Genomic DNA, 23018 nt, shown 5'->3' on the forward strand with positions numbered 1-23018 from the left:
AGTGGAAGGGATAGAGAATGTTCCATTTGGTTTAAGTCTTGGAGATTTGGTAGGAAATGACCTGGATCTCTTTAATCCATATATAAAAGCCGTAAAGAAGGTGGGAATCCCGTGGTACAATTTGCTGGGTAATCATGATATAAATTTTGATGTGGAAAACGATATGCTTTCCGATGAAACCTACGAAGCACATTTTGGCCCCGCCAATTACGCTTTTAATTACGGCAAGGTACATTTCCTGATTTTGGATGATATTTTATATCCGGATCCCCGGGATGGAAAAGGTTATTGGGGAGGTTTTAGGGAAGACCAGTTTGAGTTTATAGAAAGTAACCTAAAGCATGTGCCAAAAAATCACCTTGTCGTCATCGCGATGCATATTCCTCTTAGTGAACCCGATGGCGTAGATACTTTTCGCGATGAAGACCGGGACCGGCTTTTTCAACTATTAAAAGAATTCCCAAACACGCTTTCACTTTCTGCGCATACGCATATTCAGCGCCAGGATTTCTTTAGCAAAGAAGAGGGGTGGCAGCAGGATAAGCCACATCATCACTACAATGTAGGGACTACTTCAGGTGATTGGTATTCGGGAAAATTGGATGAAAATAATATTCCGGTTTCCACAATGCGAGACGGTACCCCAAAAGGCTATGCGTTTATTAATTTCAACGGAAGTGATTATAGTATAGATTATAAAGTTGCCGGAAAACCTGCAGCATATCAAATGGAGGTTTTTTCGCCAAAAGTAGTTGCCAAGGGTAGGAGAACCAAGGCAGGGATTTATGTGAATTTCTTTATGGGAACCCAAGGCGATGAGGTACTATATCGAGTTGATGATGGTGATTGGAATGAAATGCAATATTTGGAAGAATACGATCCTTCCTACGTAGAAATGGTATATGAATGGGATTTAACCGAAGAATTGATGCACGGCAGGAGATCCTCTAATCCTATTAAAACTGAGCATTTATGGCGGGGTGATATTCCCACGAAACTGGAAACTGGTCAACATACAATAGAAATAAAAGCCACTGATATGTTTGGGAAAACCCATAGGGCTAAGAGTAGTTATCGATTAGCAGAACCCGTTGAGTAGTTGAGTTTAAATTTTGTGTTTCTTTTGCAAGGCCTGCCCAAAGTTCTTTATTTTTACGGGTGGGCCTTTATTTTAAAATTAATTAAGATGAAAATTATAAAAAACATATTACTTGCTTTCTTGATAATTGCTGGAGGTTGTAAGAATGATAAAGAGCAAAAACAAGAGGATCAAGGAACCAAATCGGAAGTAACAAGTATTCAGGTGCAGGGGCATCGTGGTGATAGGGGGAATTTTCCCGAGAATAGTATCCCTGCATTTATAAGTGCGGTAGAAAAAGACGTCGACGTGATCGAGATGGATGTAGTAATTTCCAAAGATAAAAAAGTAGTGGTGTCCCACGAGCCATTTATGCATTCGCTATATGTTTTGACTCCATCGGGCGAAACAATTTCTGAAGAAAATCAGGAAAAATTTAACCTTTACGAGATGACATACGATAGCATCAGGAAATTTGATGTTGGTTCTAAAGGAAATAAATTATTTCCTGACCAGCAAAAGGGAAAAACCTATAAACCTTTACTTGCCGAAGCGATAGACTCCATAGAAAATTTTATAAAAAAGAATAATCTGGACGAGGTAAAATATAATATTGAATTGAAATCTTCAGAAAATGAATATGGTACTTATCAGCCGGAACCTAAAGAGTTCGTAGAATTGGTGATGCAGGTTATTCAGGATAAAAACCTTCAGGAAAAAATGAATTTACAATCTTTTGATGTCAATATTCTCAATCAAATTCATCAAAAATATCCTGAAGTTGAAACCGGCTATTTGGTATATACTGGAGGGATTCAAAAAAACCTTGATTTACTTAAATTCCGACCGGAAATTTACAGTCCGAATTATGGATTAGTAAAAAATGCTGCTTTTGTAGATTCTATTAAAACTATGGAAATGAAATTAATTCCCTGGACGGTTAATGAGCCTGAAGTCATTAAAAAAATGATAGAGTTAGAAGTTGATGGTATTATCACCGATTATCCGGAACGGGTGCTCCAGGTATTAAATACTCAAAATTAAGATTCTATAAATTTGATTATTTAAACCCATAATTTTCTTAATTATTTTGACACACTAAAGCTTGATTTTTACATCAGTGGCTTGGCTAACCTTCAGTTTGTTTTAAATAAATCAAAAGTAAAATAGGTTATTGAGAAATGGAGCAGTCTCAAAAATGAACTAATAATGCAGTGGCCGGGAGTAAACAGGTAGCGGGACGGTTATACCTGATTAATAAAAGAACCAATTAATAAACATTAAATGAACAGGCCTTGGGGTCTACCAACAACCACAAAATCCAGTAAATAGGTTCAATGGCACTTGAAAAACCCTATAACAAAATAAACAAACAAAAAAGCAAGGCTATAGGAAATTATGTTTTTTGTATATCCGTTTAATGTCCACTCGCTGTAATGCTTGCTATAACTAACCTGTCAAATATTTTGTCCCCAAAATATCGTCTATTCAACTTGTATACGAACTCATTGAGGTATAATTGCAGGTATTTTTTCTTGATTTTATGATAGGTGCCTACAAAATTCCTTTTCTAATTATGGAAAGCTTACATTTTCAAGGGGTAAGGCTGGATATAGATGCCTTATATCGTTTTCTAAACAAGCTCAATAACCGTTGAAAGTACAAGTTAAACAGATTTCCTTTTGCTCATACTTCAAAACTTCTTGGAGGGATAATGAACAAGCAGAACTATGTCAAATTAAAGAGAAAAATTTCAAGGGTTTTGCAACGCTGAAAACTGGGGAAAACCTGAGCGTAAAGGTAAATTACTTTTAGCTCTTAGTAAATATTCACCAGAACCTGAAGGTTTAAATAGGTGTATGGTTAACAGCTATGCGAAAAAATATGATTACACTACCTTGATGAATATTAAGGATTTTAAAAATTCTTACAGGTCTGTATGTATATGGAAAAAACTCTATTGGTTATTTTGACATTTTAATAACTATCAAGCTCAGGATTATAACAGGTGTATTGAAATATTGGAAAGTGAAAATGGAGATATTGAGAAAATAATAGGGGAATTTAAAGTAATATTTTTATTTTTTACCTGTTTTTTATAAACTGTAAAGTAGAGCTTAGCTTTTATTTAATGCTCAAGTTACATAACACTTACATTTATAAAACACATTCATTCGTTTTTTGCAGCTGGCTGTAAGGTTTTGAAAAACCTAAATCCTATCTAGCACATCCTTTTTAAAGGATTTTCCAATTGGCAACTTAGTGTCGTTTTGAAGCAATAGTAGATTGCCATCTATCAATTTCAATCGGTTAAAATTTATCACATAAGACTTATGGATTCTCAAAAATTCATTCGGCAATTTTTCTAAAAAATCGGTAAGTGTTTGTGGCGTTAAGATCATCTTTTCTGTAAAGATTTTAATATAATTCCCATAGGCTTCAATATATTGGATCTCCTCGAAATTGATTTTTATAATCTTCTTATCGCTTTTTACAAATATTGAAGTGGTAACATCTTCTTTTTCAGTAGGAACTGTTTCAGCTTTTAAAACTGCTGGTTGCTTTACTTTTAGAACTGCCTGTAAAAAGCGTTCTAGCGAGAAGGGTTTCAGCAAATAATCTGTAACAGCTAATTCAAAACCTTCAAGTGCATACTCTGTATATGCTGTGGTAATAATCACATTAGGCTTGCGCTGCATCGTTTTTAAAAGACTTATGCCAGAAAGTTTAGGCATATTAATGTCCAGAAATAGGATATCTATAGACCTTTCTTGTAAGATTTCCATGACCTCAAAAGCATTTTTACAAGAAGCTATTAGTTCCAAATTTGGGATTTCCTGAATATAGCTCTCTATAATCTGTCGCGCAATTGGCTCATCATCGGCTATAATACATTGTAGATTTTTCATTTTATAAGTCGATTGCTAATTCTATATTATAGGTTTTGTCATTTTCAGTAATAAGCAAGGAATGTCTTTCGGGATACATAAGCGTTAATCGTTTTTTTGCGTTCATCAATCCAATCCCGTTTTTGCCTTTTTCCAAATTTTCTATTGCTGCCCCCATTTTATATTTGGTGTTTTCACACTTAAATATCAATCTGTCATTTACTTCTTTTATTGAAACCACTACCCTGCTCTTTTCTTCTACTGATACTCCTAAATATTTAAAAGCATTTTCAACAAATACAATAAATAGCATGGGCGCAATCTTTTGAGAAGACAAATTTCCTGTTTTGGTAAATTGAATAGCTGTGGTGTCTTCTAATCTGATTTTTTCCAAGGAGATATAATTTTCCAAATATTGGATTTCCTTTTCTAAAGGCACTAGCGTTTCTTTGGTTTCATATAAGCTATAGCGGAGTAAATCTGATAATTTCAACATTAAGCCTGGCAATTTATCTGATTTCATAACAGATAATCCGTATAGATTATTCAAGGTATTGAACAAAAAATGTGGGTTTAACTGTGCTTTCAGCAATTTTAATTCGGCTTCTTTTTCTTGTTGCCTACGCATAATACTATCTCTTGCCATTTTTAATGCAGATCCAAAGACGAGGGCCAAGATCATGATCCCTAAAAAATTAAACAACAGTTTCCATTCGAAAGCTTGGTTTTCAAATAGTGTTATAAAAAATATAGCAATCGCAGAAAAAAACAAGGTGTTCCCTATAAATAAAAGAAAAAAAATAAGCGTTTTTTTTCTAAAAAGAGGAAGTATAAAAAGATTGTTAATATAGACGGCTGGAGCTAATAACAGGATAGCGAAAAACGTAGTTAAAGCCTTGTTCTCAGCCTGTATAGTGGATAATAAAATTATAAACAGAAAAAACCATATAAAGAGGTTCTGTACAATCTTGTTATCAATCCACTTATCCAATCTTGACATTTCGGGTGTTTATATATCTTTTCAAAAATATCCAATTGCCTTTCTATTTCTGTTTTTGAATGATGAAAGGTAGGTATTCTTGTTTGAACGGCTGTTGTTTCCTGATGATGTATCTTTTATAGCCTGATCATTTTATAGTCGTAGTTTATCATTCTTTTTTTCGGAAACCCAAGAATTATTAGAGTTTTGGAGTCTCATTTAAAAATTAGAAAACTATGGTAATTGTACAAATGCTCGCACTTTTAATAATTATGCTTTTCCAAACTCTAGGATATAGCCAGACCAATACTTTAGACTCCTTTTCAGAAAAATATAATTCCCGGCTAACAGAGCAAAATACAGGAATTGGGATTTTGGTCAAAAATGGAGATAATACAGAAACAACTAATCTTGGCAATTTTAATTTCACAGAGAATAGTGTTTTTAATATTGGTAGTGCCACCAAAACCTTTACTGCTATCCTTGTATTGCAAGAGATGGAAATGGGGAACCTAAAACTTACCGATAGTATTGGCACCTATTTGACCCCGTTAAATAATGTAGATGGTTCCTTAACAATTGAAAGCTTACTTGCTCATGAAAGTGGCCTTGATGAAGTGGTTGGGAAAAATATTCAGGATATGTTCTACAAAAAAAGCGATTCGCTCTACAATGACAATTTATTGAACCACGTAGAAAAAAGCAATCCTAAAATGCTCGGAAAATTTGACTATTCCAACACCAACTATCTACTTCTAGGGAAAATTTTAGAAAAAATTACAGATCGGAGCTATTCTGATTTGTTGAGGGAACGCATTTTTATTCCTTTAAAAATGAAGAATACCTACCCATATCTCCATAAGAACATTCCAAATTTAGTGGCTCCTTTTCATGAGGAAATGGATGTTAGCGAATATTTAGATTATCGGTTTTTTGCAAATATAGCTTATGCTGCGGGGAGCATTGCCTCTACCCTTTCTGATATGGAAACATTTTACATCTCTCTTTTTGAAACCGAACTCTTACTTAAGCAGCGTACTGTAAAAATGATGGTGAAAGCTGGAAATGAAACCTATGGCTATGGACTGTTTAAAACCACCAAAAACGGGCAAACCTATTATGGGCACGGAGGGAACAATATTGGTTATGCTTTTAGAAACCAATACAATCCTGAAACCAAGGATCTGATCTTAATTTTTGCAAACACCAGAAAAATCCCGATGCGTGAGTATCTAACTAGCGATCTGTTAGCATACTTGAACAATGAGATAATAGCGCCTTTTAAAAGTGTCGATTTAGAAAATTTTGAAATATACGCGGGAACCTATTTACTTAAAGAAGCCAATCTAACACTTAAAATAGCCATTGAGGATAACAGAATGTATTTGATCTCTGAAGCCCAAGGGGTTAAAAGTGAATTGCTTCAGAAAAGCGAAACAGCTCTTTACGATACGACTGTTGGGGTGTTACTAACTCAAATTGACGGAGATAATTCTAGTTTAACCTTCAATCAAAATGGTTTTATAACCACCATAAGTAAAGTAGGTTCAGAAAACTAAAGCCCAATAATTATGCAATTGGAAATTCAAAATGTTTCAAAACGATATAGCAAAGATAAATTTGGGATCAAAGATTTTTCCATAACTGTAGAAAAGGGAATTCTTGGCTTACTCGGTCCCAATGGTGCAGGAAAATCCAGCCTTTTAAAAATGATCACGACGCTTATTAAACCTACAGATGGGATTATTACTTTAAATAAAAACAATATTGTAAAAGACGCGAATTATATGCGCAAACAATTGGGGTTTTTACCTCAAGACTTTGGGGTTTACCCTAATTTAAATGCCTACGAGTTCTTGGAATATATGGCAGCCTTGAAAGGAGTTGGTGGCAAAAATTTAAAACTGAAAATTACCCAACTACTCGAAGAATTAAATCTAATGGATGCTGCCAAAAAACCCATTGGAAGTTATTCTGGGGGGATGAAACAACGCATGGGCATTGCGCAGGCTTTGTTGAACAATCCTAAAATATTGATTTTAGATGAACCAACAGTAGGTTTAGATCCAGAGGAACGGGTTCGCTTTCGGAATTTAATTTCAGATTTGGCAAATGATTGTATCGTAATCCTGTCCTCCCATATCGTTTCAGATATAGATAGCATTGCAGATCAAGTTGCGGTAATGAAGAATGGAAAATTGATAGCAAAAGGGAATCCAGAAGACATTATTAAAAATGTAAACAATAAGGTGTTTGAAACTACTATTGATAAAGAACAATTCTCAGTTTTCAAAGCTCAGCAAATAATAGTGAGTACTAAGCGAATAGAAGGAAAAATACTTATAAGATATATTTCTGAAAACCATGTTAAAAGCTCTGTCAAGAAACAAGCGAATTTAGAAGATGCCTATTTATTCCTGACGAAAACCAATTAATATGAAATCGTTTTTCATCATTATAAAATCAGATTATTTACAACGCACAAGAAGTTATGCTTTTTCAATTACGTTATGCGCAAGTTTGGCCATTGCATATACTTTTGTGCCAGAACCAAATGCCAGCTATTCTACCATTAAGATTGGCGATTATGTTGGTTTTTATAATTCTGCTTGGTTTGGATATGTTACGGCTATTATGACGAGCATATTTTTATCCCTCATTGGTTTTTATCTTATAAATAGTGGAATTAAGAAGGATGTTGAAACAAAAGTGGGCCAGATAGTTGCCACTACTCCTATTTCGAACTTCAAATATTTGTTTTCAAAAGTTCTAAGCAATTTTTTAGTGTTGTTGAGTATCACTTTTCTTGTGTTTTTAATGAGCCTTGTTTTGTTTTTTTTATATCATGATGATTTTTCTTTTGAACTTTTTCAGTTTATAAAACCATATTTAATAATCACCTTACCGGCACTCTTTTTTATTTCTGTGATCGCCGTGATTTTTGAAGTTTTATTCGGAAAATATTCTGTGCTTCAAAATGTTTTGTTTTTCATATTTTTTTCCAGCTTGATGGTGTTTACACCTAAAACCGATGCAGCATTTTCGCTAGATATTTTCGGGAGTAAAATTGTAATTCATGAGCTGGAAGAAACCGTAAGGGGGATCACAAATGCCGAAAAAGAAATGGATCTAACAATTGGTTACATTTTGAGCAATGCAGAGCAAGCCAAGAAATTTCAGTTTGAAGGCATAGACTTCCCTATGTCTTTTATTCTCAGTAGATTGCTTATTTTCCTTTTGGGAGTAGTATTAATTGCACTGACCTCACCATTCTTTCATCGCTTTAATATTAAAGAAAAATCATCCAATAAAAAATCCAAACCTATAGTAGAAAAAACAAAAATAAACAAAGAAATTATTTTAACTAGCTTTCCAGAACTCAGAATAAATTATAGTATTTCAGCTTTGCTTAAAACCGAATTCGTGCTTTTGGTTAGAAAAGGAAATAAATGGCTATGGTTATTCAATGTGATAGGAATGATTTTATTGGCTGTTCTTCCATCGAAAATAGCACACCAAATGGTCTTGCCAGTTCTATGGTTTTTACAAGTAAGCCGACTTTCAGATTTAACCACCAAAGAGATTACTAATAACACACATTATTTTGCATTTACCTCCTACAAACCCATTGGCAGATTATTGATATCGCAATTATTGGCCGGGATTGCTTTAATGTTATTAGTAGCCTTACCACTAATAATTCGTTTAGGGCTCTCATCAAATTTTTCAAATATTCCAGCCATAATTTTAGGTGGAATCCTTATCGTTATCTTTGCAGTATTATTAGGAATCCTCTCTAAAGGGAAAAAATTATTTGAAGTCTTATTCTTTCTAATCACTTATGCAAACATTAATAGAATTCCATTTTTAGATTATTTTGGAGGATTAAAGCACCACCCATTATTCTTAGTAAAGCTTGCATTACTTATATTTATTTTGGCAGGTATTAGTTTATTGCTAAGAAAATATCAATTAAAAAAATGAGCTAAATTCTTCACTTTCCACCCCATCACATCAAGGGTCCTTCATATCATAATCACATATATAATAATATTTCCGTATTATTTAAAATCATTAGTGTCCGATTGAGGATGTTAGACCACTCCGCTTTTAGTATCCACCCCACCAACTACATATAGCAAGTTGACTTGATAATATTTTTTAGGTAATTCGGGTAAAAAACTTCTGGGTATGGAAACCAACCACGGTTTTTCAACAAGAGATATGGCCCGAATAGGTTTATTGATGCTAAATCGTGGTTAATGGAATGATGAGGAAGTAATCTCTTCAAATTGGGTAGATAAGATGGTAACTGAATGGACAAAACCTAAAGAAATAATTAAAAATCTTGAAATTGAAAATATTAAAACACCTATTGATATGGGGTACGGCTATATGTGTTGGTTACTGAACAGCAATAAGGTCAATCCAAAATTTGAGAATGCCTATACTGCATTAGGTTATTTGGGGCAAGCTATTGCAGTATTCCCGGCAATTGATACAGTTGTGATCTATAAAACAAAATCTGATTATAAGAGATCAAATAATCCGTTAAACGAATGGGCATTATTTGAAAAAGCAGTTAATATTTACGATACTGAGTAAAAAAAATCGTTTACTATGGAGAAATGAACTTTAACGTAATAAATAACCTAATTTTCTAAATATTAGTTCAATAAAATTGAGGCGAAAAAGATTTTTAAAGTTCTTCTTATAAGTTGAAGTCTCTTATTTTAATAGGATTTCTATATGAAAGACACCATCCCGATAAGTGTGTAAGTTAAAAATGAACAGGGGTTAGACTTTTTTTAAAGTCTGACCCTTTTTTCATAGATCGTACGGAACTGATTTAATATTATGTCCCAATTCCTAATAGGCATTGTCTATTTTTTTCCGACCAAAAATGCGTTGGACCTACCTATTCATAATTTAAACATTTTTTCCTTTTCCTTATTCTTATCCAAAACCAGTCGCAAAGCGTTCATATCATCACTTACTTTTTTCTCCAATACCCTGGCATAGATTTGAGTGGTCGCAATTTTAGTATGCCCTAAAAGCTTTGAAACGGTTTCAATTGGAACTCCATTGCTTAAAGTAACAGTTGTCGCAAAAGTATGCCTGGCCATATGATACGTAAGATTCTTTTTTATACCGCATAGAATAGCAACTTCCTTGAGATATACGTTCAGTTTCTCATTCGTGATTACAGGAAGCAGGGTTCCAGGAATTAAGGTTATAGGATGGTTGCTGTATTTTCTTATGAGTTCCAGAGCCGGATCAAGCAAGGGTACCTTAATAGGAGTTTTTGTTTTCTGGCGTTTTGAATAAATCCAATTATTCCCGTCAATCCCCATGGAAATATTATTTAATGTCAAATTCATTACGTCCACATAACTTATTCCCGTATAGCAGCTGAAAATAAAAAGGTCCCGAACCCGGTCCAGCCTTTCTATAGGAAATTCATAGGTTTCAAGGTTTGAAAGCTCATTAGCAGATAAAAATTCACGTTCCTTTTTTTCAAAGGTGGTCTTCCATCTTCGAAAGGGATCTTTATCGATCCATTCCATATTATAGGCCAGTCTAATCACCTTTCTCAACCGCTGGATATGCTTCATCACTGTATTATGACTCATAGCTCTTGGATGGCCTTTTGCATAATATGTACTAAGGAAATATTCAAAATCACAAAGGAACTTGTAATCCAGGTCTTTTAAATATACATCTGAAGTTTTCCTGTCCTTCTTTAAAAATTTTTGAATATATCTCTCCGTGATCCCAAAGTTCCTAATGGTTCCGGAAGCTAGAGTGCTTTCTATTTTCCTTGAATGGTAGTCCAGCAGATTTTGAAGCGTTTTGGAAGTTTCATCTTCTCCCAAGTAAAGGGTTTTTATCAACTGGGCAGTGATCTTCCCACCCTTGGACGTAAGTTCCTGATAGCATTGAAAAAAACGAGACCTGGAAGAATCCAAAATATGGTTTATTTGTTTAGCCTCAGCAGAACTGCCCTTCGCCTTCTTTCTTTCGGCGTCCCATAAATCAATTGAAATTTTACGCTTAAGACTAACCAGAACCCGTTTTTGGTTCACGGTTATTCGGGCATAAATCATGGCCTGATCATTACTAGCTTTTTTTGGATCTATCCAAAAAAGCACTGAAAATGTGCTTGAAGTTCGCATAATTGTCATCTTTTAAATTATTAAGATGAAAGTCAAATCAACTATACCTGTTCAATTTCCGAATCTGCTTAAAAAGTTAGCGATGCTAACTATTTAATTTTTAGGTAACCGAATAGCTAACATTTTATACCAAATTAAATCAATTCTTATTAGACCTTAAAACCCTAAAAACCACGCTAATCCTAAGATTTGCGTGGTTTTGTTGCTAATTGTTATTAGCTTTGGTGACCCCGGAGGGATTCAAACCCCCAACCCTCAGAGCCGAAATCTGATGCGCTATTCAGTTGCGCCACGGGGCCTTAAATTATTCTTTCTCCATCTTCTTCCTGCAGCAGTTTTCAGGTACTTTTCTCTAATTCTAGCCGCATCTCTGTTATCAAAAAGCTCATTATAAATCAATGACCAGGGTTGATATGCCTTTGTCAATTGATTCTTACCTGAATTATGTTCTACTAATCTTCGATTCATATCATCTGTCATTCCAACATCCTGCTGGTCAAACGAGACGCTATATAAGACGTAAACATAATACATTAATTCAATTTATGCGCCCTGCCCGTACCGAAAAGGCACGTTCGGAAGGGTATTCAGTTGCGCCCCGCCCGTACCGGCCGGGCACGGGGCCTTAAATTATTCAGTTATCAGTTATCAGTTATCAGTTATCAGAAAATAAAAACTCTGGACTTCTTTGCCTAATCTTGCGTACTTCTTAACTTTTTTTCAACTTTCAACTTAACTTTCTTTTTACTACCACAGATATGGTTTTCCCATCTGCTTTTCCGGTAAGTTCTGTAGAAGCGATCGCCATTACTTTACCCATATCTTTCATCCCCTCTGCACCAACTCTTTCAATAATCTCTTCAACTTTGGCTTCAACTTCAGCTTCACTAAGTTGTTCCGGCAGGAATAAACTTATTACCGCCGCCTGGTCAATTTCCGGTTGCGCCAAATCTTCTCTTCCCTGTTCTTTATAAATTACCGCACTATCTCTTCGCTGTTTTACCAGTTTTTGCAGCAATTTTAATTCCTCTTCCTCTGTTAAACCTTCCTTGGAAGCACTTTTTGTTTGAGCCAGTAAAAGCTCGCTTTTAATAGCACGTAATGCTTCCAGCTTTACGGTATCTTTAGCCCGCATAGCAGATTTCATCTCGGTCATTACACGCTCCTGTAAACTCATGGGTCTTCTATTAATAAGGATTGCGAAGATAAAAATAAAACCCGAAATCCTACAAAGAATTTCGGGTTTTATACTAAAAACATAAAGGGATAGAAATTAAATTTAATCTACATTATCGTGAAGAAATGAATTGTTACTCCTAAATTTTAATTCATCATTATCTCCATTGCCTAAAGTAGTTCTGGAAAGTTTTTCGTCTCCATGCCTGGAGTTTTCCAATTCTATTCCGGCTCGTTTATAGGCTGGTTGTTTTTCAATTTCATCCAGTTGCGCTGCATTGCTTCTAAATTTATAATTGAAATCTTTCATTTTTTTCCTTCTTTCTGCTGCTCTTTCTATTAGGCTCTCAGAAATTGGGTTATCAAATGGGTCTCCACCCTGCTCTTTGGTAGGATTTTCTGAAGGTTTTGGTGCAAGGGTTTTCTTTTCAAAAACAATATCTTCCTCTTCTGTCTTCTTTGGTACAGGTTTGGATTTTTTAAGCATTTGCTCCACTTCCATATAATCATCTAGACTGTATCGCTTAATGCCAGTGGAAGAATTTTCGGTAACAGGAATAATTTCAATGGGCTCATTCACCTCCATCTCCTTTGCAGAATCATCCAGATCATGTACAACCCTGTTATTCTGTGGCTTTTCGGTTTTTTGAACCGGTTTTGAATTCTTCTGTAGATCCTGTGAAGGGGTTTTCACCTCTTCCTTTTTATTTATCGGAAAATCAAAGGTGAACATAAACTGATCTTCCTTTTCTCCGGGATTTTCTTCAGAAGAAGAAATTTCTACACCCTGTACTCCTTCCGAAGTATCTGTAATGAGAAAATCATCTTCTGCTCCGTAATTCACTTCCTCATAGATCACATCCATATTGCGGGCGCTGGGAGGTGTGCTTAGATCCTCTTTTACTGCCTGGATCTCAAAGTCATCCTCCTCTTCCAGAGTATGAATTATTTTAGCTTTTGGAGCCGGTTGCTTTACTTCTTCTGAAGAATCTGCATTTGAATTGTATTTTTGACCAAAATTATGCTCTGCCCGTTGCTCATCTTCCAGGGTATGAATGATCTTTTTAGTTTCGGTATTTACGATCTCATTTTGGGTTTCCACATTAAATCCGGTGGCAATAATGGTTACAGCAATAGAATCTTCCAAACTTTCGTCTTCCCCAACTCCCATAATGATGTTTGCACTATGACCGGCTTCCTGTTGAATATGATCGTTAATTTCACCTATTTCGTCAATTGTGATCTCTTCTCCTCCAGAAACAATTAGCAGTAATACGTTCTTGGCGCCTTTGATCTTATTATCGTTCAATAAAGGTGAATCCAGTGCTTTAGAAATAGCATCACTCGCACGGTTTGCCCCTGAAGCGGTTGCAGATCCCATAATGGCGGTTCCGCTGTTGCTCAATACGGTTTTAGCATCCCGTAAATCGATGTTTTGTGTGTAGTGATGCGTTATAACCTCTGCAATTCCTCGCGAGGCCGTTGCCAATACCTCATCGGCCTTGGAAAATCCTGCTTTAAAACCGAGGTTTCCGTAGACTTCCCTAAGTTTATTGTTATTGATCACAATAAGAGAATCCACCTGCGCCCTAAGTTTTTCAACCCCTCTTTGCGCCTGTTCATTCCTCATTTTACCTTCAAACTGAAAAGGAATGGTAACAATCCCCACTGTGAGAATGTCCATTTCCTTCGCCTGTTTGGCAATGATTGGTGCAGCTCCAGTTCCGGTACCACCGCCCATTCCGGCCGTGATAAAAACCATCTTGGTATTGGTATCCAACATTCGTTTGATCTCTTCAAAACTTTCAATTGCTGCCTGCTCCCCAACATCGGGGTTGGCTCCTGCTCCTAATCCTTCCGTAAGACTCACGCCTAATTGAATTTTATTAGGAACCATACTGTTGTCCAAGGCCTGGGCATCGGTGTTGCAAATAACGAAATCTACCCCTTTAATTCCTTGCTGGAACATGTGGTTAATTGCGTTGCTTCCGCCACCGCCTACACCAATAACCTTAATTACGTTCGATTGGTTTTTCGGTAAATCGAATGCGATGTTTTCGAATTCTGTACTGCTCATAAATCCTGATTTACTGGTTCTATATTTCTTTCTCTCTTACTCTGCGTTATCTAAAAAATCTTTAAACTTCTCAGCCCATTTATCAAAAATGCTCTTTCTAAAGGGCTTCTGTTTTTTCTCGTCACTCATTTGATCACCTTCCTCTGTCTCCTCCATTTGAGGTTCAATTTCTGATGATTTTTCAGGCTCTTTAAACTTTACCTGTTCCTGAAATTGTGACTTTTTATGTTCCAGGCTGTTTAATACCAAACCTACAGCCGTTGCATATAGAGGGCTCGTGGTTTCTGTATCACTATTCCCGGCCAAATGTTCGTTTGGATATCCTATCCTGGTATCCATTCCGGTAATATATTCTGCCAATTGTTTTAAATGCTTTAACTGGGCACCACCACCGGTGATAACCATTCCGGCTATCAATTTCTTCTTTTGCTCCTCGTGTCCGTAATTCTTGATCTCGAGATACACCTGCTCTATGATCTCCACAACTCTTGCGTGAATGACCTTTGAAAGGTTTTTAAGGGTGATCTCCTTAGGTTCTCTTCCTCTTAATCCCGGAATAGAAACGATCTCATTCTCCTTATTTTCTCCCGGCCAAGCCGATCCAAATTTTATTTTCAGTAATTCTGCCTGCTTTTCAATAATGGAGCATCCTTCCTTGATATCTTCTGTGATCACATTTCCACCAAACGGAATTACCGCTGTATGGCGAATGATCCCATCCTTGAAAATGGCAAGATCTGTAGTTCCACCTCCTATATCAATCAAGGCAACACCTGCTTCTTTTTCTTCCTGACTCAAAACAGCATTTGCTGAAGCTAAAGGCTCCAGGGTTACCGCAGAGAGTTCCAGGCCGGCACTTTTAACACATCTTCCTATATTCCTTATGGAGGAAACCTGCCCAACTACAACATGAAAGTTGGCTTCCAGTCTTCCGCCATACATTCCTATAGGCTCCTTGATCTCTGCCTGACCATCCACCTTAAATTCCTGTGGCAACACGTGTATAATCTCCTCTCCCGGAAGCATAACCAGTTTATGAACCTGGTTGCATAGAGTGTGAATATCATCTGCATCAATCACTTCATCAGGATTTGGCCTGGTGATATAATCGCTATGTTGTAAACTCCTAATATGCTGTCCCGCTATCCCAACTACAACATCTTTTATTTTTAAACCAGAATCAGATTCTGCTTCCTGTATTGCGAGCTGAATGGATTGTATGGTTTGCGTAATGTTGTTTACCACACCACGGTGCACACCCATACTTTTGGATTTTCCAATTCCAATGATCTCCACTTTCCCATATTCGTTCTTACGACCAATCATGGCCACTATCTTAGTGGTTCCTATATCCAGTCCTACTGCAATGTCGTTCTCTTCCATACCTTATTTTTTAGTGCAAACAACCTGATTTCCAAATTGTAGATCCACCATTTTGTAAGTACTTAATATATCGTCTTTATGCGCCTTCTTATAAAAGGCTTTAAAATTGTTGAACTTATTTTCTATCCGTTCTACTTTTCCAAAAAAGAGGTCAAAATCCATTTTTCTAACCTCCAATTGATAAACTCCGCCACTCAACCTGCTTATCCCGGTGACATGTTCCGTCAAAAACTCATCGGAGTTTATATATTTTATCAAGGGATACACCTCCTCAAAATCGTTCTCAGTTACTCCCTTTAAAACAGGAACCCTTGCTGAATAGTTGGGAGAAAGCGGCATTTTCTCACCAAGTCTGTCGATGTAAAAAGCTGGTTTCCCGAGAACTCTGCCAATTGGTCGCCGTTGACTTATCCTTGTTTTTAACGTCCCCTTCAGGGTTAAATACACCTCGGCATTCTCAATCATCGCATGATTATTCAATACAGCTTCTACCCTATTCAAATCTAAAGTTTCTTTACCTACTTTTTCAAAGGCTAGTTTATTTTGTATTAACAATTTATTAACCGCTTCTTCAGTAAGATACAAGTTCTCAGTTTGGGTAAACTCAACCTCCAAATGGGATAATTCCCTAACTTCATTTCGCTTTTCGGCAAACCCATATAAGAAGACAACGAGCCCTAAAACTAGTATTGCCTTTATGTAGTTATAGTTAATTTTCATCGCTCAGCATTTTTTCCACTTCCATCACCATTTCTCCAATATCCCCTGCACCCATCATCACAACGATATCACAATCGGCATTTTTCACTTCTTCGGAAAGTTGATCCCTGTAAACCAGCTTCTTATCCTGATTGTTTATTTTATTCAGCAACCATTCTGAAGTGATTCCTTCAATAGGAGTTTCCCTTGCAGGATAGATATCCAGCAATCTAACTTTATTGAATTTACTCAGACTTTCAGCAAAATCATCGGCAAAATCCCGTGTCCGGCTAAATAGATGTGGCTGAAAAATCGCCAAAACTTTTTTCCCGGGATGCATTTCCCTAACGGCCTGATGTACTGCAGAAATTTCAGTGGGATGGTGTGCATAATCGTCGATTAAAACCAGCGTATCTGTTTTGATCCTGTAGGCAAATCGGCGTTTCACCCCCTGGAAACTATATAAAGCCCCTGCGAGTTCACTGGTTGGGGAACCATATTGAATAGCCATCGCAAGGGCTGTTATAGCATTCTGCAAATTATGTTTGCCGGGTAGATTACATTTTAAATCTCTTAGTATTGCATTGGGAGTTTTTAAATCGAAATGATAAGCTCCGTCTTTTATTTTTATATTGATGGCGGTATAATCTGAGCCATCGTTTATACCAAGCGTAGTTCCCTGAAGTTGTAACCCGCTTTGTACAAACAGCACTCCATTTTCCTGAACCAGTGCCGCAAAATCCTTAAAGGTTTTTATTAACTCTTCTGCATTGCCGTATATATCCAGGTGATCTGCATCCATAGATGTTATCGCGGCTATATTTGGCGATAAATTCAAAAAAGAGCGGTCAAATTCATCAGCCTCCACCACCATAACCTCATTTCCCTTCAGGATGAGATTGCTTTGAATATCTTCACTTATACCTCCCAAAAAGGCGGTTACCTTAGCACCGGTTTCCTTCAGCAAATGACCTAAAATGGCAGTGGTAGTGGTTTTGCCGTGGGTTCCGGCTACCGCAAGGGTAAAAATCCCTCTGGTAATTATCCCAAGTACAACTGCACGTTTCTGTATCTCAAATCCATGTTCCAGAAAATATTGATGCTGTCTGTGATCTTTAGGAATGGCCGGAGTATAAACGATGAGCGTATTTTCCTTAGCCATAAATTCCTTCGGAATCTGATTCAATTCATCCACATAATTCACCTGAATCCCTTCTGCTTCCAGACTTCTGGTAAGGGCAGAAGGAGCTTTATCGAAGCCGGCCACACTCTTATCATTGGCATTGAAATATCGCGCCAGGGCACTCATTCCTATTCCGCCGATGCCGATAAAATAAAGGTTTTGTATGTGATTTAAATCTCGCAAAAATTTTATTATTTACTGTTGTTATTTATTCCGGTGTCTCCAAAAGCCATTTTTCTATTTTCTCTTTGATTTATCAATTTTTCAACTTCATCTACAATTGCCGAGGTTGCATTTGGCAGAGCCAGTTTTTTTATATTTTCTGATAACTCCTGCTGCACGTTTTTAGATTCCAACAAGGAAAGGATGGTATCTTTAAATTTTTCAACCAGCTCCTCTTCTTTTAAAACCACCGCGGCTTTTTTATTAGCAACGGCCATCGCGTTTTTTGTTTGATGATCTTCAGCAACATTGGGCGATGGAATAAAAAGCACAGGTTTACCCACTATACAAAGTTCTGAAACGCTCCCCGCTCCAGCCCTGGAAATGATAACATCTGCAGCGGCATAAGCCAAATCCATTCTGTTTAAAAAAGCATGAGTTTGAACCAGATCAGTGTCAAATTTTTTATATTCCTCATAATAAAGGGAACCGGTTTGCCATATTAACTGCACATCCCTCTCTTTAAATAAAGGTTGAAAAGCCTCTATTAAATGGTTCACCCTTCTGGCTCCAAGACTTCCACCTAATACCAGGACTGTTTTCTTATTTTCCTTCAGCTTAAAAAAGCTTTGTGCCTCTTTCCTTTTTTCAGAAATCCCAAGAATATCCTGTCTTACCGGATTTCCTGTTTTTTTGATCTTATCAGCAGGAAAAAACTTTTCCAAATTGTCATAAGCAGTGCAAATAATAGTTGCGTGGTTCCCTAACAACCTATTTGTGACACCCGGAAGGGAATTTTGCTCCTGAATAAGTGAAGGAATATGTTTAGAACTTGCAACTTTTAGTAAAGGCCCACTCGCAAATCCACCTGTTCCTATCACAACATCTGGATTAAAATTCTTAATGATTTCATTAGATTTCCAAAGGCTGCTAACCAACTTGAATGGAAAACTCATGTTTTTTAAACTTAACTTCCGTTCTAGTCCTGTGATCCATAATCCTTCGATCCTATAACCCGCCTGTGGCACTTTTTCCATTTCCATGCGACCTTTTGCTCCCACAAAGAGAATTTCTGCACGTGGAAACCTTCGCATTATCTCGTCGGCAATAGCGATGGCAGGATAGATATGTCCTCCTGTTCCACCTCCTGAAATTATTATTTTCAATTGCCTCTTCATATCGCTTCACTTAAAATATCCAGTGGGTTTTCATCTTCCCTATCTTTTTCTTCTGAAAGTTTTTGCTCTTCTCTTTTTACGCTTACACTCAACACAATTCCAAGGGCAAGGCAGGTCATCCAAATAGAAGTTCCCCCGCTGCTTACCATTGGCAAGGTTTGTCCGGTAACCGGAAATAATTCTACGGCCACAGCCATATTAACCATCGCCTGAAAAACAATGGGTAATCCTACCCCCATCACCAATAATTTCCCAAAAACACTGTTGGCCTTTGTCGCCACAATAACAATTCTAAATAGCAGCATTAAATATGCAAGCATCACTCCAAACCCACCAATTAATCCCATTTCTTCCACAATAATGGCGAAAATAAAATCTGACGATGACTGAGGCAAAAAGTTGCGCTGAATACTTTTTCCAATTCCTGCACCGGCTATTCCTCCCCGCGCAATGGCGATCTTGGCTTTTTCTATTTGATAATCGGCTTCCGTATCTTCATCATTTGTAAAATTTTCAATTCTGCTGGTCCAGGTATCTACCCTGTTTGGAAGCAATCCCGGGAATGCTTTTGCTGTCAATACAAAAATGCTTAGCAGCAGCAACCCGGCTCCAACAATTACCCCTATGTATTTCAAAGGATATCCTCCTAAAAACACCAATACCATCACCATTGTAAAAATGATAGCGGTTGTGGAGAAATTGGCCGGTAAGATCAAGGCCAGCACCACAAAAACCGGCATCCATAAAGGCAACAGGGTTTCGGTAAAAGTGACCGTTTTGTCTTTTATCCTTGTTAAATACCTTGCCACATAGGTCATTAATACTACAGAGGCCAGGGTTGAAGATTGAAAAGTGACTCCTACCACCGGGATCTGTATCCAACGGCTGGCATTGGAACCTTCTATAGTGGTCCCCTGGGCAATGGTATAAATAAGTAAAACAATTACAACCGGAAGCAGCAGTATAGACAAGCCCTTAAAGTAGTGATACGGGATTTTATGTACAGCAAACAACAGGCAGAACCCCAACAATAAATGGAAAAAATGAACTACCAGGTAATTGAAGGTGCTTCCATCTCCATATAAATAGGCAATATTACTACTTGAACTATACACCGGCAGAAATGAAAATATTGCCAACAATGCGGTGGTAGCCCAAATAACCTTATCTCCTTTAATATTTGAAAAGATGTTGTTCATTCGTATCCTTTAATCTGTTTTATATCTAAAATTGACTATAAATTTCTCACGGCATCTTTAAACTGGCGTCCGCGGTCCTCGTAATTCTCGAAAAGATCAAAACTCGCACAGGCCGGGGATAATAAAACTACATTTCCTTTTTCCCCTAATTTGTAGGCTATTTTAATCGCCTCTTCCATGAACTGAGTTTCTACCATAATATCAACACAATTTCCAAAGGCTTCAAAAATCCTGGAATTATCTACGCCAAGACAAATAATTGCTTTCACCTTTTCATTTACCAACGGCAATAATTCAGAATAATTATTTCCTTTATCTACACCACCTACGATCCAGATAGTTTCAGATTCCATGCTATCCAGTGCATAATACGTTGCATTGATATTGGTTGCCTTGGAATCATTTATGTAGAGTACATTATTGATTTTAAGCACTTTCTCCAACCGGTGTTCCACGGCCTGAAAACCTTCCATACTGGCACGGATAGTTTCTTTACGAATCTTTAATAAGTTTGCTACTGTAGAAGCGGCCATTGCATTTTTGGTGTTGTGTTTCCCTTCAAGTGCTATTGATGATGTTGGCATAATAAATTGGGTGTTTAGGGTATTTATTTTAATATTATTATCTTCTAAATAAGCTCCTTTTTCCAGTTTTTTCTGAAGTGAAAAAGGCAATTTTTGAGCTCTTACTGAATGGGTGTTTAGCCATTCAGTAATTATATTATCGTCTGCATCATAAATAAAAAAATCCTCTTCAGTCTGATTTTTTGTTATTCTAAATTTTGATGCAACATATTCATCAAGGTTGTAATTATACCGGTCCAGATGATCTGGTGTAATATTGGTTAAAACAGCGATATGTGGTTTGAAATCCACGATCCCGTCCAGCTGAAAACTGCTTAATTCCAGTACATACCAGTCAAATTTCTCTTCGGCCACCTGTTTGGCAAAACTATCTCCTACATTTCCGGCTATTCCCGCAGAAATTCTGGCATTTTTCAGGATATGATGTATCCATTTAGTTGTGGTCGTTTTCCCGTTACTCCCGGTAATAGCAATAATCTTTGCGTCGGTATATTTTGAAGCAAATTCTATTTCCGAAACCACCGGAATTCCTTGAGAAACAAGTTTTTTTACGATCGTTGCAGAATCCGGAATTCCGGGACTTTTCATAATGATATCTGCATCCAGGAGTTTAGATTCTGTATGTCCTCCTTCTTCCCACTCCACCTTCAACTCTTCAAGAACCGATTTGTATTTTTCCTTTATTTTTCCAAAATCCGACACAAACACCTCAAAACCTTCTTTTTTAGCCAAAATAGCCGTTCCTGCCCCGCTTTCGCCGGCACCTAGAATTGCTATTTTTTGTTTGTGGATCATTTGATTTATTTTCGTGTGTTTTTGTTAATTGCCTTTTTTTATTTGAACTATTACTTATTTCTATTTTTTCCCAGTGATTGATTCCAGGATCTTGCTGCTAAATCTCCTTCCGTTTACCCAGTCCCTAAAGGGAAAAGAAGGATTTATCTTCATCCTTCAAAAGGTCTTTTTTCTTTATTCTAATATCTCAAATCTAACCTCTTGTTCCTACCTCAGCTTCAAAGTCACCACCGTTACAATTGCAAGGAAAATTCCAACGATCCAGAATCGAACTACGATCTTGCTCTCATGATATCCCTTCTTTTGATAATGATGATGAACCGGAGCCATTAAAAATATGCGTCTTCCTTCCCCGTATTTTCGCTTTGTGATTTTAAACCACATTACCTGCATTACTACAGAAAGGTTTTCTACCAGAAAAATTCCGCAAAGAATTGGAATGAGTAATTCCTTTCTGGTAGCGATAGCCAAAACAGCGATAATCCCACCAATTGTCAAACTACCGGTATCCCCCATAAAAACCTGCGCCGGATAGGTGTTGTACCAAAGAAAACCTACTAATGAACCTGCAAAAGCGGTAATAAAAATTGTCATTTCCCCGGAACGCGGGATATACATTATATTGAGATAATCTGAAAATATGATGTTTCCTGAAACCCAGGCGAAAATTCCCAGGGTGAGCGCAATAATGGCAGAAGAACCCGCAGCCAAGCCATCGATTCCATCGGTAAGGTTTGCTCCGTTTGAAACGGCTGTCACAATAAAGATCACGATAGGAATAAAAATTAGCCAGGCATAATTTTTAAGAGCAGGGTCTATCCAGGTAATTAGGTTGGCATAATCAAACTCGTTATTTTTCACAAACGGAATGGTAGTGGTTGTGCTCTTTTCCTCTTTTCCTGAAGAAACCGCTTCATCCTCTAAAAGCATTTGATTGGTAAATGCAGGAGTATTGGTTTCCTCCTTTACTGTAATACCCGGATGAAAATACATAGTTCCTCCCACAATAAGTCCTAAGCCTATTTGACCTATTACCTTGAATACCCCTTTTAATCCTTCTTTATCTTTTTTAAAGGTTTTAATATAATCGTCAATAAATCCTATGGCTCCCATCCAAAGGGTGGTAATTATAAGCAGGATCACATAAATATTTTCCAGCTTTGCGAACAGCAATACCGGAATAAGGGTTGAAATAATTATAATAATACCACCCATCGTTGGTGTTCCTGCCTTTTCACTTTGCCCTTTCAATCCAAGATCCCGTACGCTTTCTCCCACCTGCTTCCTCAACAGATAATTGATGATCTTTTTTCCAAAAATAGTAGATATTGCCAGGGACAAAATAATTGCCATTGCAGATCTGAATGAAATAAATCCAAACAAACCGGCCCCGGGGAGGTTATAATTCTTATCTAAAAAATCAAATAAATAGTATAACATATCTTCTATCAATAATCCTTT

The 23018-nt window shown here is 36.9% G+C and carries 19 protein-coding genes, 1 tRNA gene and 1 pseudogene; 6 read left to right on the plus strand and 15 right to left on the minus strand.

Annotation, left to right across the window (positions count from 1 at the left end; translation table 11 throughout):
* The coding region (locus GILLI_RS07315; RefSeq protein WP_040506495.1) for a calcineurin-like phosphoesterase C-terminal domain-containing protein at positions 1-1099 on the plus strand (1099 nt) is incomplete at its 5' end.
* An 87-nt stretch (positions 1100-1186) separates the two neighbouring features.
* A complete protein-coding gene (locus tag GILLI_RS07320) occupies positions 1187-2122 on the plus strand; it encodes a glycerophosphodiester phosphodiesterase family protein (protein ID WP_006988460.1) in 936 nt (311 codons plus the stop codon).
* A 373-nt stretch (positions 2123-2495) separates the two neighbouring features.
* Here GILLI_RS07320 and GILLI_RS18055 read toward each other — a convergent pair.
* The 3 genes and pseudogenes from GILLI_RS18055 to GILLI_RS19130 form a co-directional block, all read right to left on the minus strand.
* Positions 2496-2648: pseudogene (locus tag GILLI_RS18055) on the minus strand (transposase); the annotation flags it as partial.
* Between the two features lie 640 nt (positions 2649-3288).
* Complete coding sequence (locus tag GILLI_RS07325; RefSeq protein ID WP_006988461.1) at positions 3289-3987, minus strand: LytR/AlgR family response regulator transcription factor; 699 nt, start codon at positions 3985-3987, stop codon at positions 3289-3291.
* A gap of 1 nt (position 3988) precedes the next feature.
* A complete protein-coding gene (locus GILLI_RS19130; protein ID WP_006988462.1) occupies positions 3989-4966 on the minus strand; it encodes a sensor histidine kinase in 978 nt (325 codons plus the stop codon).
* 215 nt (positions 4967-5181) lie between these two features.
* Between GILLI_RS19130 and GILLI_RS07335 the strand changes: the two genes are divergently transcribed.
* The 4 genes from GILLI_RS07335 (at position 5182) to GILLI_RS07350 (ending at position 9550) form a co-directional block, all read left to right on the plus strand.
* Positions 5182-6504, plus strand: a complete 1323-nt coding sequence (locus GILLI_RS07335) for a serine hydrolase domain-containing protein (protein ID WP_006988463.1) — start codon at positions 5182-5184, stop codon at positions 6502-6504.
* Between the two features lie 12 nt (positions 6505-6516).
* Positions 6517-7380 carry an ABC transporter ATP-binding protein gene (locus GILLI_RS07340; RefSeq protein WP_006988464.1) on the plus strand — a complete coding sequence of 288 codons (864 nt, stop codon included), beginning with the start codon at positions 6517-6519 and terminating at the stop codon, positions 7378-7380.
* A 1-nt stretch (position 7381) separates the two neighbouring features.
* A complete protein-coding gene (locus tag GILLI_RS07345) occupies positions 7382-8929 on the plus strand; it encodes an ABC transporter permease (protein ID WP_006988465.1) in 1548 nt (515 codons plus the stop codon).
* Positions 8930-9250: 321 nt separating this feature from the next.
* The gene (locus GILLI_RS07350) at positions 9251-9550 is read left to right on the plus strand and encodes a hypothetical protein (RefSeq protein WP_040506497.1); all 300 of its coding nucleotides are present in this window, start codon (positions 9251-9253) and stop codon (positions 9548-9550) included.
* Between the two features lie 317 nt (positions 9551-9867).
* On the opposite strand, the gene GILLI_RS07355 is transcribed toward GILLI_RS07350, so the two are convergent.
* The 12 genes from GILLI_RS07355 to mraY form a co-directional block, all read right to left on the minus strand.
* On the minus strand, positions 9868-11121 hold the full coding sequence (locus GILLI_RS07355; protein ID WP_040506896.1) for a site-specific integrase: 1254 nt from the start codon (positions 11119-11121) through the stop codon (positions 9868-9870).
* Between the two features lie 222 nt (positions 11122-11343).
* Positions 11344-11420 (minus strand) — tRNA-Arg (locus tag GILLI_RS07360).
* Positions 11398-11655 (minus strand): GIY-YIG nuclease family protein, encoded by a 258-nt coding sequence (locus GILLI_RS17695; protein ID WP_050855624.1) that lies wholly within the window; start codon positions 11653-11655, stop codon positions 11398-11400. The genes GILLI_RS07360 and GILLI_RS17695 overlap by 23 nt, the downstream gene beginning before the upstream one ends.
* A gap of 193 nt (positions 11656-11848) precedes the next feature.
* Positions 11849-12298 carry a GatB/YqeY domain-containing protein gene (locus GILLI_RS07365; RefSeq protein WP_006988467.1) on the minus strand — a complete coding sequence of 150 codons (450 nt, stop codon included), beginning with the start codon at positions 12296-12298 and terminating at the stop codon, positions 11849-11851.
* 102 nt (positions 12299-12400) lie between these two features.
* The gene (gene ftsZ / locus GILLI_RS07370) at positions 12401-14374 is read right to left on the minus strand and encodes a cell division protein FtsZ (RefSeq protein ID WP_006988468.1); all 1974 of its coding nucleotides are present in this window, start codon (positions 14372-14374) and stop codon (positions 12401-12403) included.
* A gap of 36 nt (positions 14375-14410) precedes the next feature.
* Positions 14411-15757, minus strand: coding sequence for a cell division protein FtsA (ftsA, locus tag GILLI_RS07375; protein WP_006988469.1), 1347 nt, complete (start codon positions 15755-15757; stop codon positions 14411-14413).
* Between the two features lie 3 nt (positions 15758-15760).
* A complete protein-coding gene (locus GILLI_RS07380) occupies positions 15761-16477 on the minus strand; it encodes a cell division protein FtsQ/DivIB (protein ID WP_006988470.1) in 717 nt (238 codons plus the stop codon).
* Positions 16467-17822 (minus strand): UDP-N-acetylmuramate--L-alanine ligase, encoded by a 1356-nt coding sequence (gene murC, locus GILLI_RS07385; RefSeq protein ID WP_006988471.1) that lies wholly within the window; start codon positions 17820-17822, stop codon positions 16467-16469. Before murC ends, GILLI_RS07380 begins: the two co-directional genes overlap by 11 nt.
* Positions 17823-17830: 8 nt before the next feature.
* On the minus strand, positions 17831-18979 hold the full coding sequence (murG, locus tag GILLI_RS07390) for an undecaprenyldiphospho-muramoylpentapeptide beta-N-acetylglucosaminyltransferase (protein ID WP_006988472.1): 1149 nt from the start codon (positions 18977-18979) through the stop codon (positions 17831-17833).
* The gene (locus tag GILLI_RS07395) at positions 18976-20178 is read right to left on the minus strand and encodes an FtsW/RodA/SpoVE family cell cycle protein (protein ID WP_006988473.1); all 1203 of its coding nucleotides are present in this window, start codon (positions 20176-20178) and stop codon (positions 18976-18978) included. Before GILLI_RS07395 ends, murG begins: the two co-directional genes overlap by 4 nt.
* A 35-nt stretch (positions 20179-20213) precedes the next feature.
* Positions 20214-21557 (minus strand): UDP-N-acetylmuramoyl-L-alanine--D-glutamate ligase, encoded by a 1344-nt coding sequence (murD, locus tag GILLI_RS07400; protein WP_006988474.1) that lies wholly within the window; start codon positions 21555-21557, stop codon positions 20214-20216.
* Positions 21558-21764: 207 nt separating this feature from the next.
* Positions 21765-22997, minus strand: coding sequence for a phospho-N-acetylmuramoyl-pentapeptide-transferase (gene mraY, locus GILLI_RS07405; RefSeq protein WP_006988475.1), 1233 nt, complete (start codon positions 22995-22997; stop codon positions 21765-21767).
* Between the last annotated feature and the right edge of the window lie 21 nt (positions 22998-23018).

This window comes from Gillisia limnaea DSM 15749, from assembly GCF_000243235.1.
Taxonomy (GTDB): domain Bacteria; phylum Bacteroidota; class Bacteroidia; order Flavobacteriales; family Flavobacteriaceae; genus Gillisia; species Gillisia limnaea.

Excerpts from the sequence above, each read along its gene's own strand:
- GILLI_RS07320 (WP_006988460.1), top strand. The coding sequence starts at position 1,187 with ATGAAAATTATAAAAAACATATTACTTGCTTTCTTGATAATTGCTGGA.
- GILLI_RS07325 (WP_006988461.1), bottom strand. The coding sequence starts at position 3,987 with ATGAAAAATCTACAATGTATTATAGCCGATGATGAGCCAATTGCGCGA.
- GILLI_RS19130 (WP_006988462.1), bottom strand. The coding sequence starts at position 4,966 with ATGTCAAGATTGGATAAGTGGATTGATAACAAGATTGTACAGAACCTC.
- GILLI_RS07335 (WP_006988463.1), top strand. The coding sequence starts at position 5,182 with ATGGTAATTGTACAAATGCTCGCACTTTTAATAATTATGCTTTTCCAA.
- GILLI_RS07340 (WP_006988464.1), top strand. The coding sequence starts at position 6,517 with ATGCAATTGGAAATTCAAAATGTTTCAAAACGATATAGCAAAGATAAA.
- GILLI_RS07345 (WP_006988465.1), top strand. The coding sequence starts at position 7,382 with ATGAAATCGTTTTTCATCATTATAAAATCAGATTATTTACAACGCACA.
- GILLI_RS07350 (WP_040506497.1), top strand. The coding sequence starts at position 9,251 with ATGGTAACTGAATGGACAAAACCTAAAGAAATAATTAAAAATCTTGAA.
- GILLI_RS07355 (WP_040506896.1), bottom strand. The coding sequence starts at position 11,121 with ATGCGAACTTCAAGCACATTTTCAGTGCTTTTTTGGATAGATCCAAAA.
- GILLI_RS17695 (WP_050855624.1), bottom strand. The coding sequence starts at position 11,655 with ATGTATTATGTTTACGTCTTATATAGCGTCTCGTTTGACCAGCAGGAT.
- GILLI_RS07365 (WP_006988467.1), bottom strand. The coding sequence starts at position 12,298 with ATGAGTTTACAGGAGCGTGTAATGACCGAGATGAAATCTGCTATGCGG.
- ftsZ (WP_006988468.1), bottom strand. The coding sequence starts at position 14,374 with ATGAGCAGTACAGAATTCGAAAACATCGCATTCGATTTACCGAAAAAC.
- ftsA (WP_006988469.1), bottom strand. The coding sequence starts at position 15,757 with ATGGAAGAGAACGACATTGCAGTAGGACTGGATATAGGAACCACTAAG.
- GILLI_RS07380 (WP_006988470.1), bottom strand. The coding sequence starts at position 16,477 with ATGAAAATTAACTATAACTACATAAAGGCAATACTAGTTTTAGGGCTC.
- murG (WP_006988472.1), bottom strand. The coding sequence starts at position 18,979 with ATGAAGAGGCAATTGAAAATAATAATTTCAGGAGGTGGAACAGGAGGA.
- GILLI_RS07395 (WP_006988473.1), bottom strand. The coding sequence starts at position 20,178 with ATGAACAACATCTTTTCAAATATTAAAGGAGATAAGGTTATTTGGGCT.
- murD (WP_006988474.1), bottom strand. The coding sequence starts at position 21,557 with ATGATCCACAAACAAAAAATAGCAATTCTAGGTGCCGGCGAAAGCGGG.
- mraY (WP_006988475.1), bottom strand. The coding sequence starts at position 22,997 with ATGTTATACTATTTATTTGATTTTTTAGATAAGAATTATAACCTCCCC.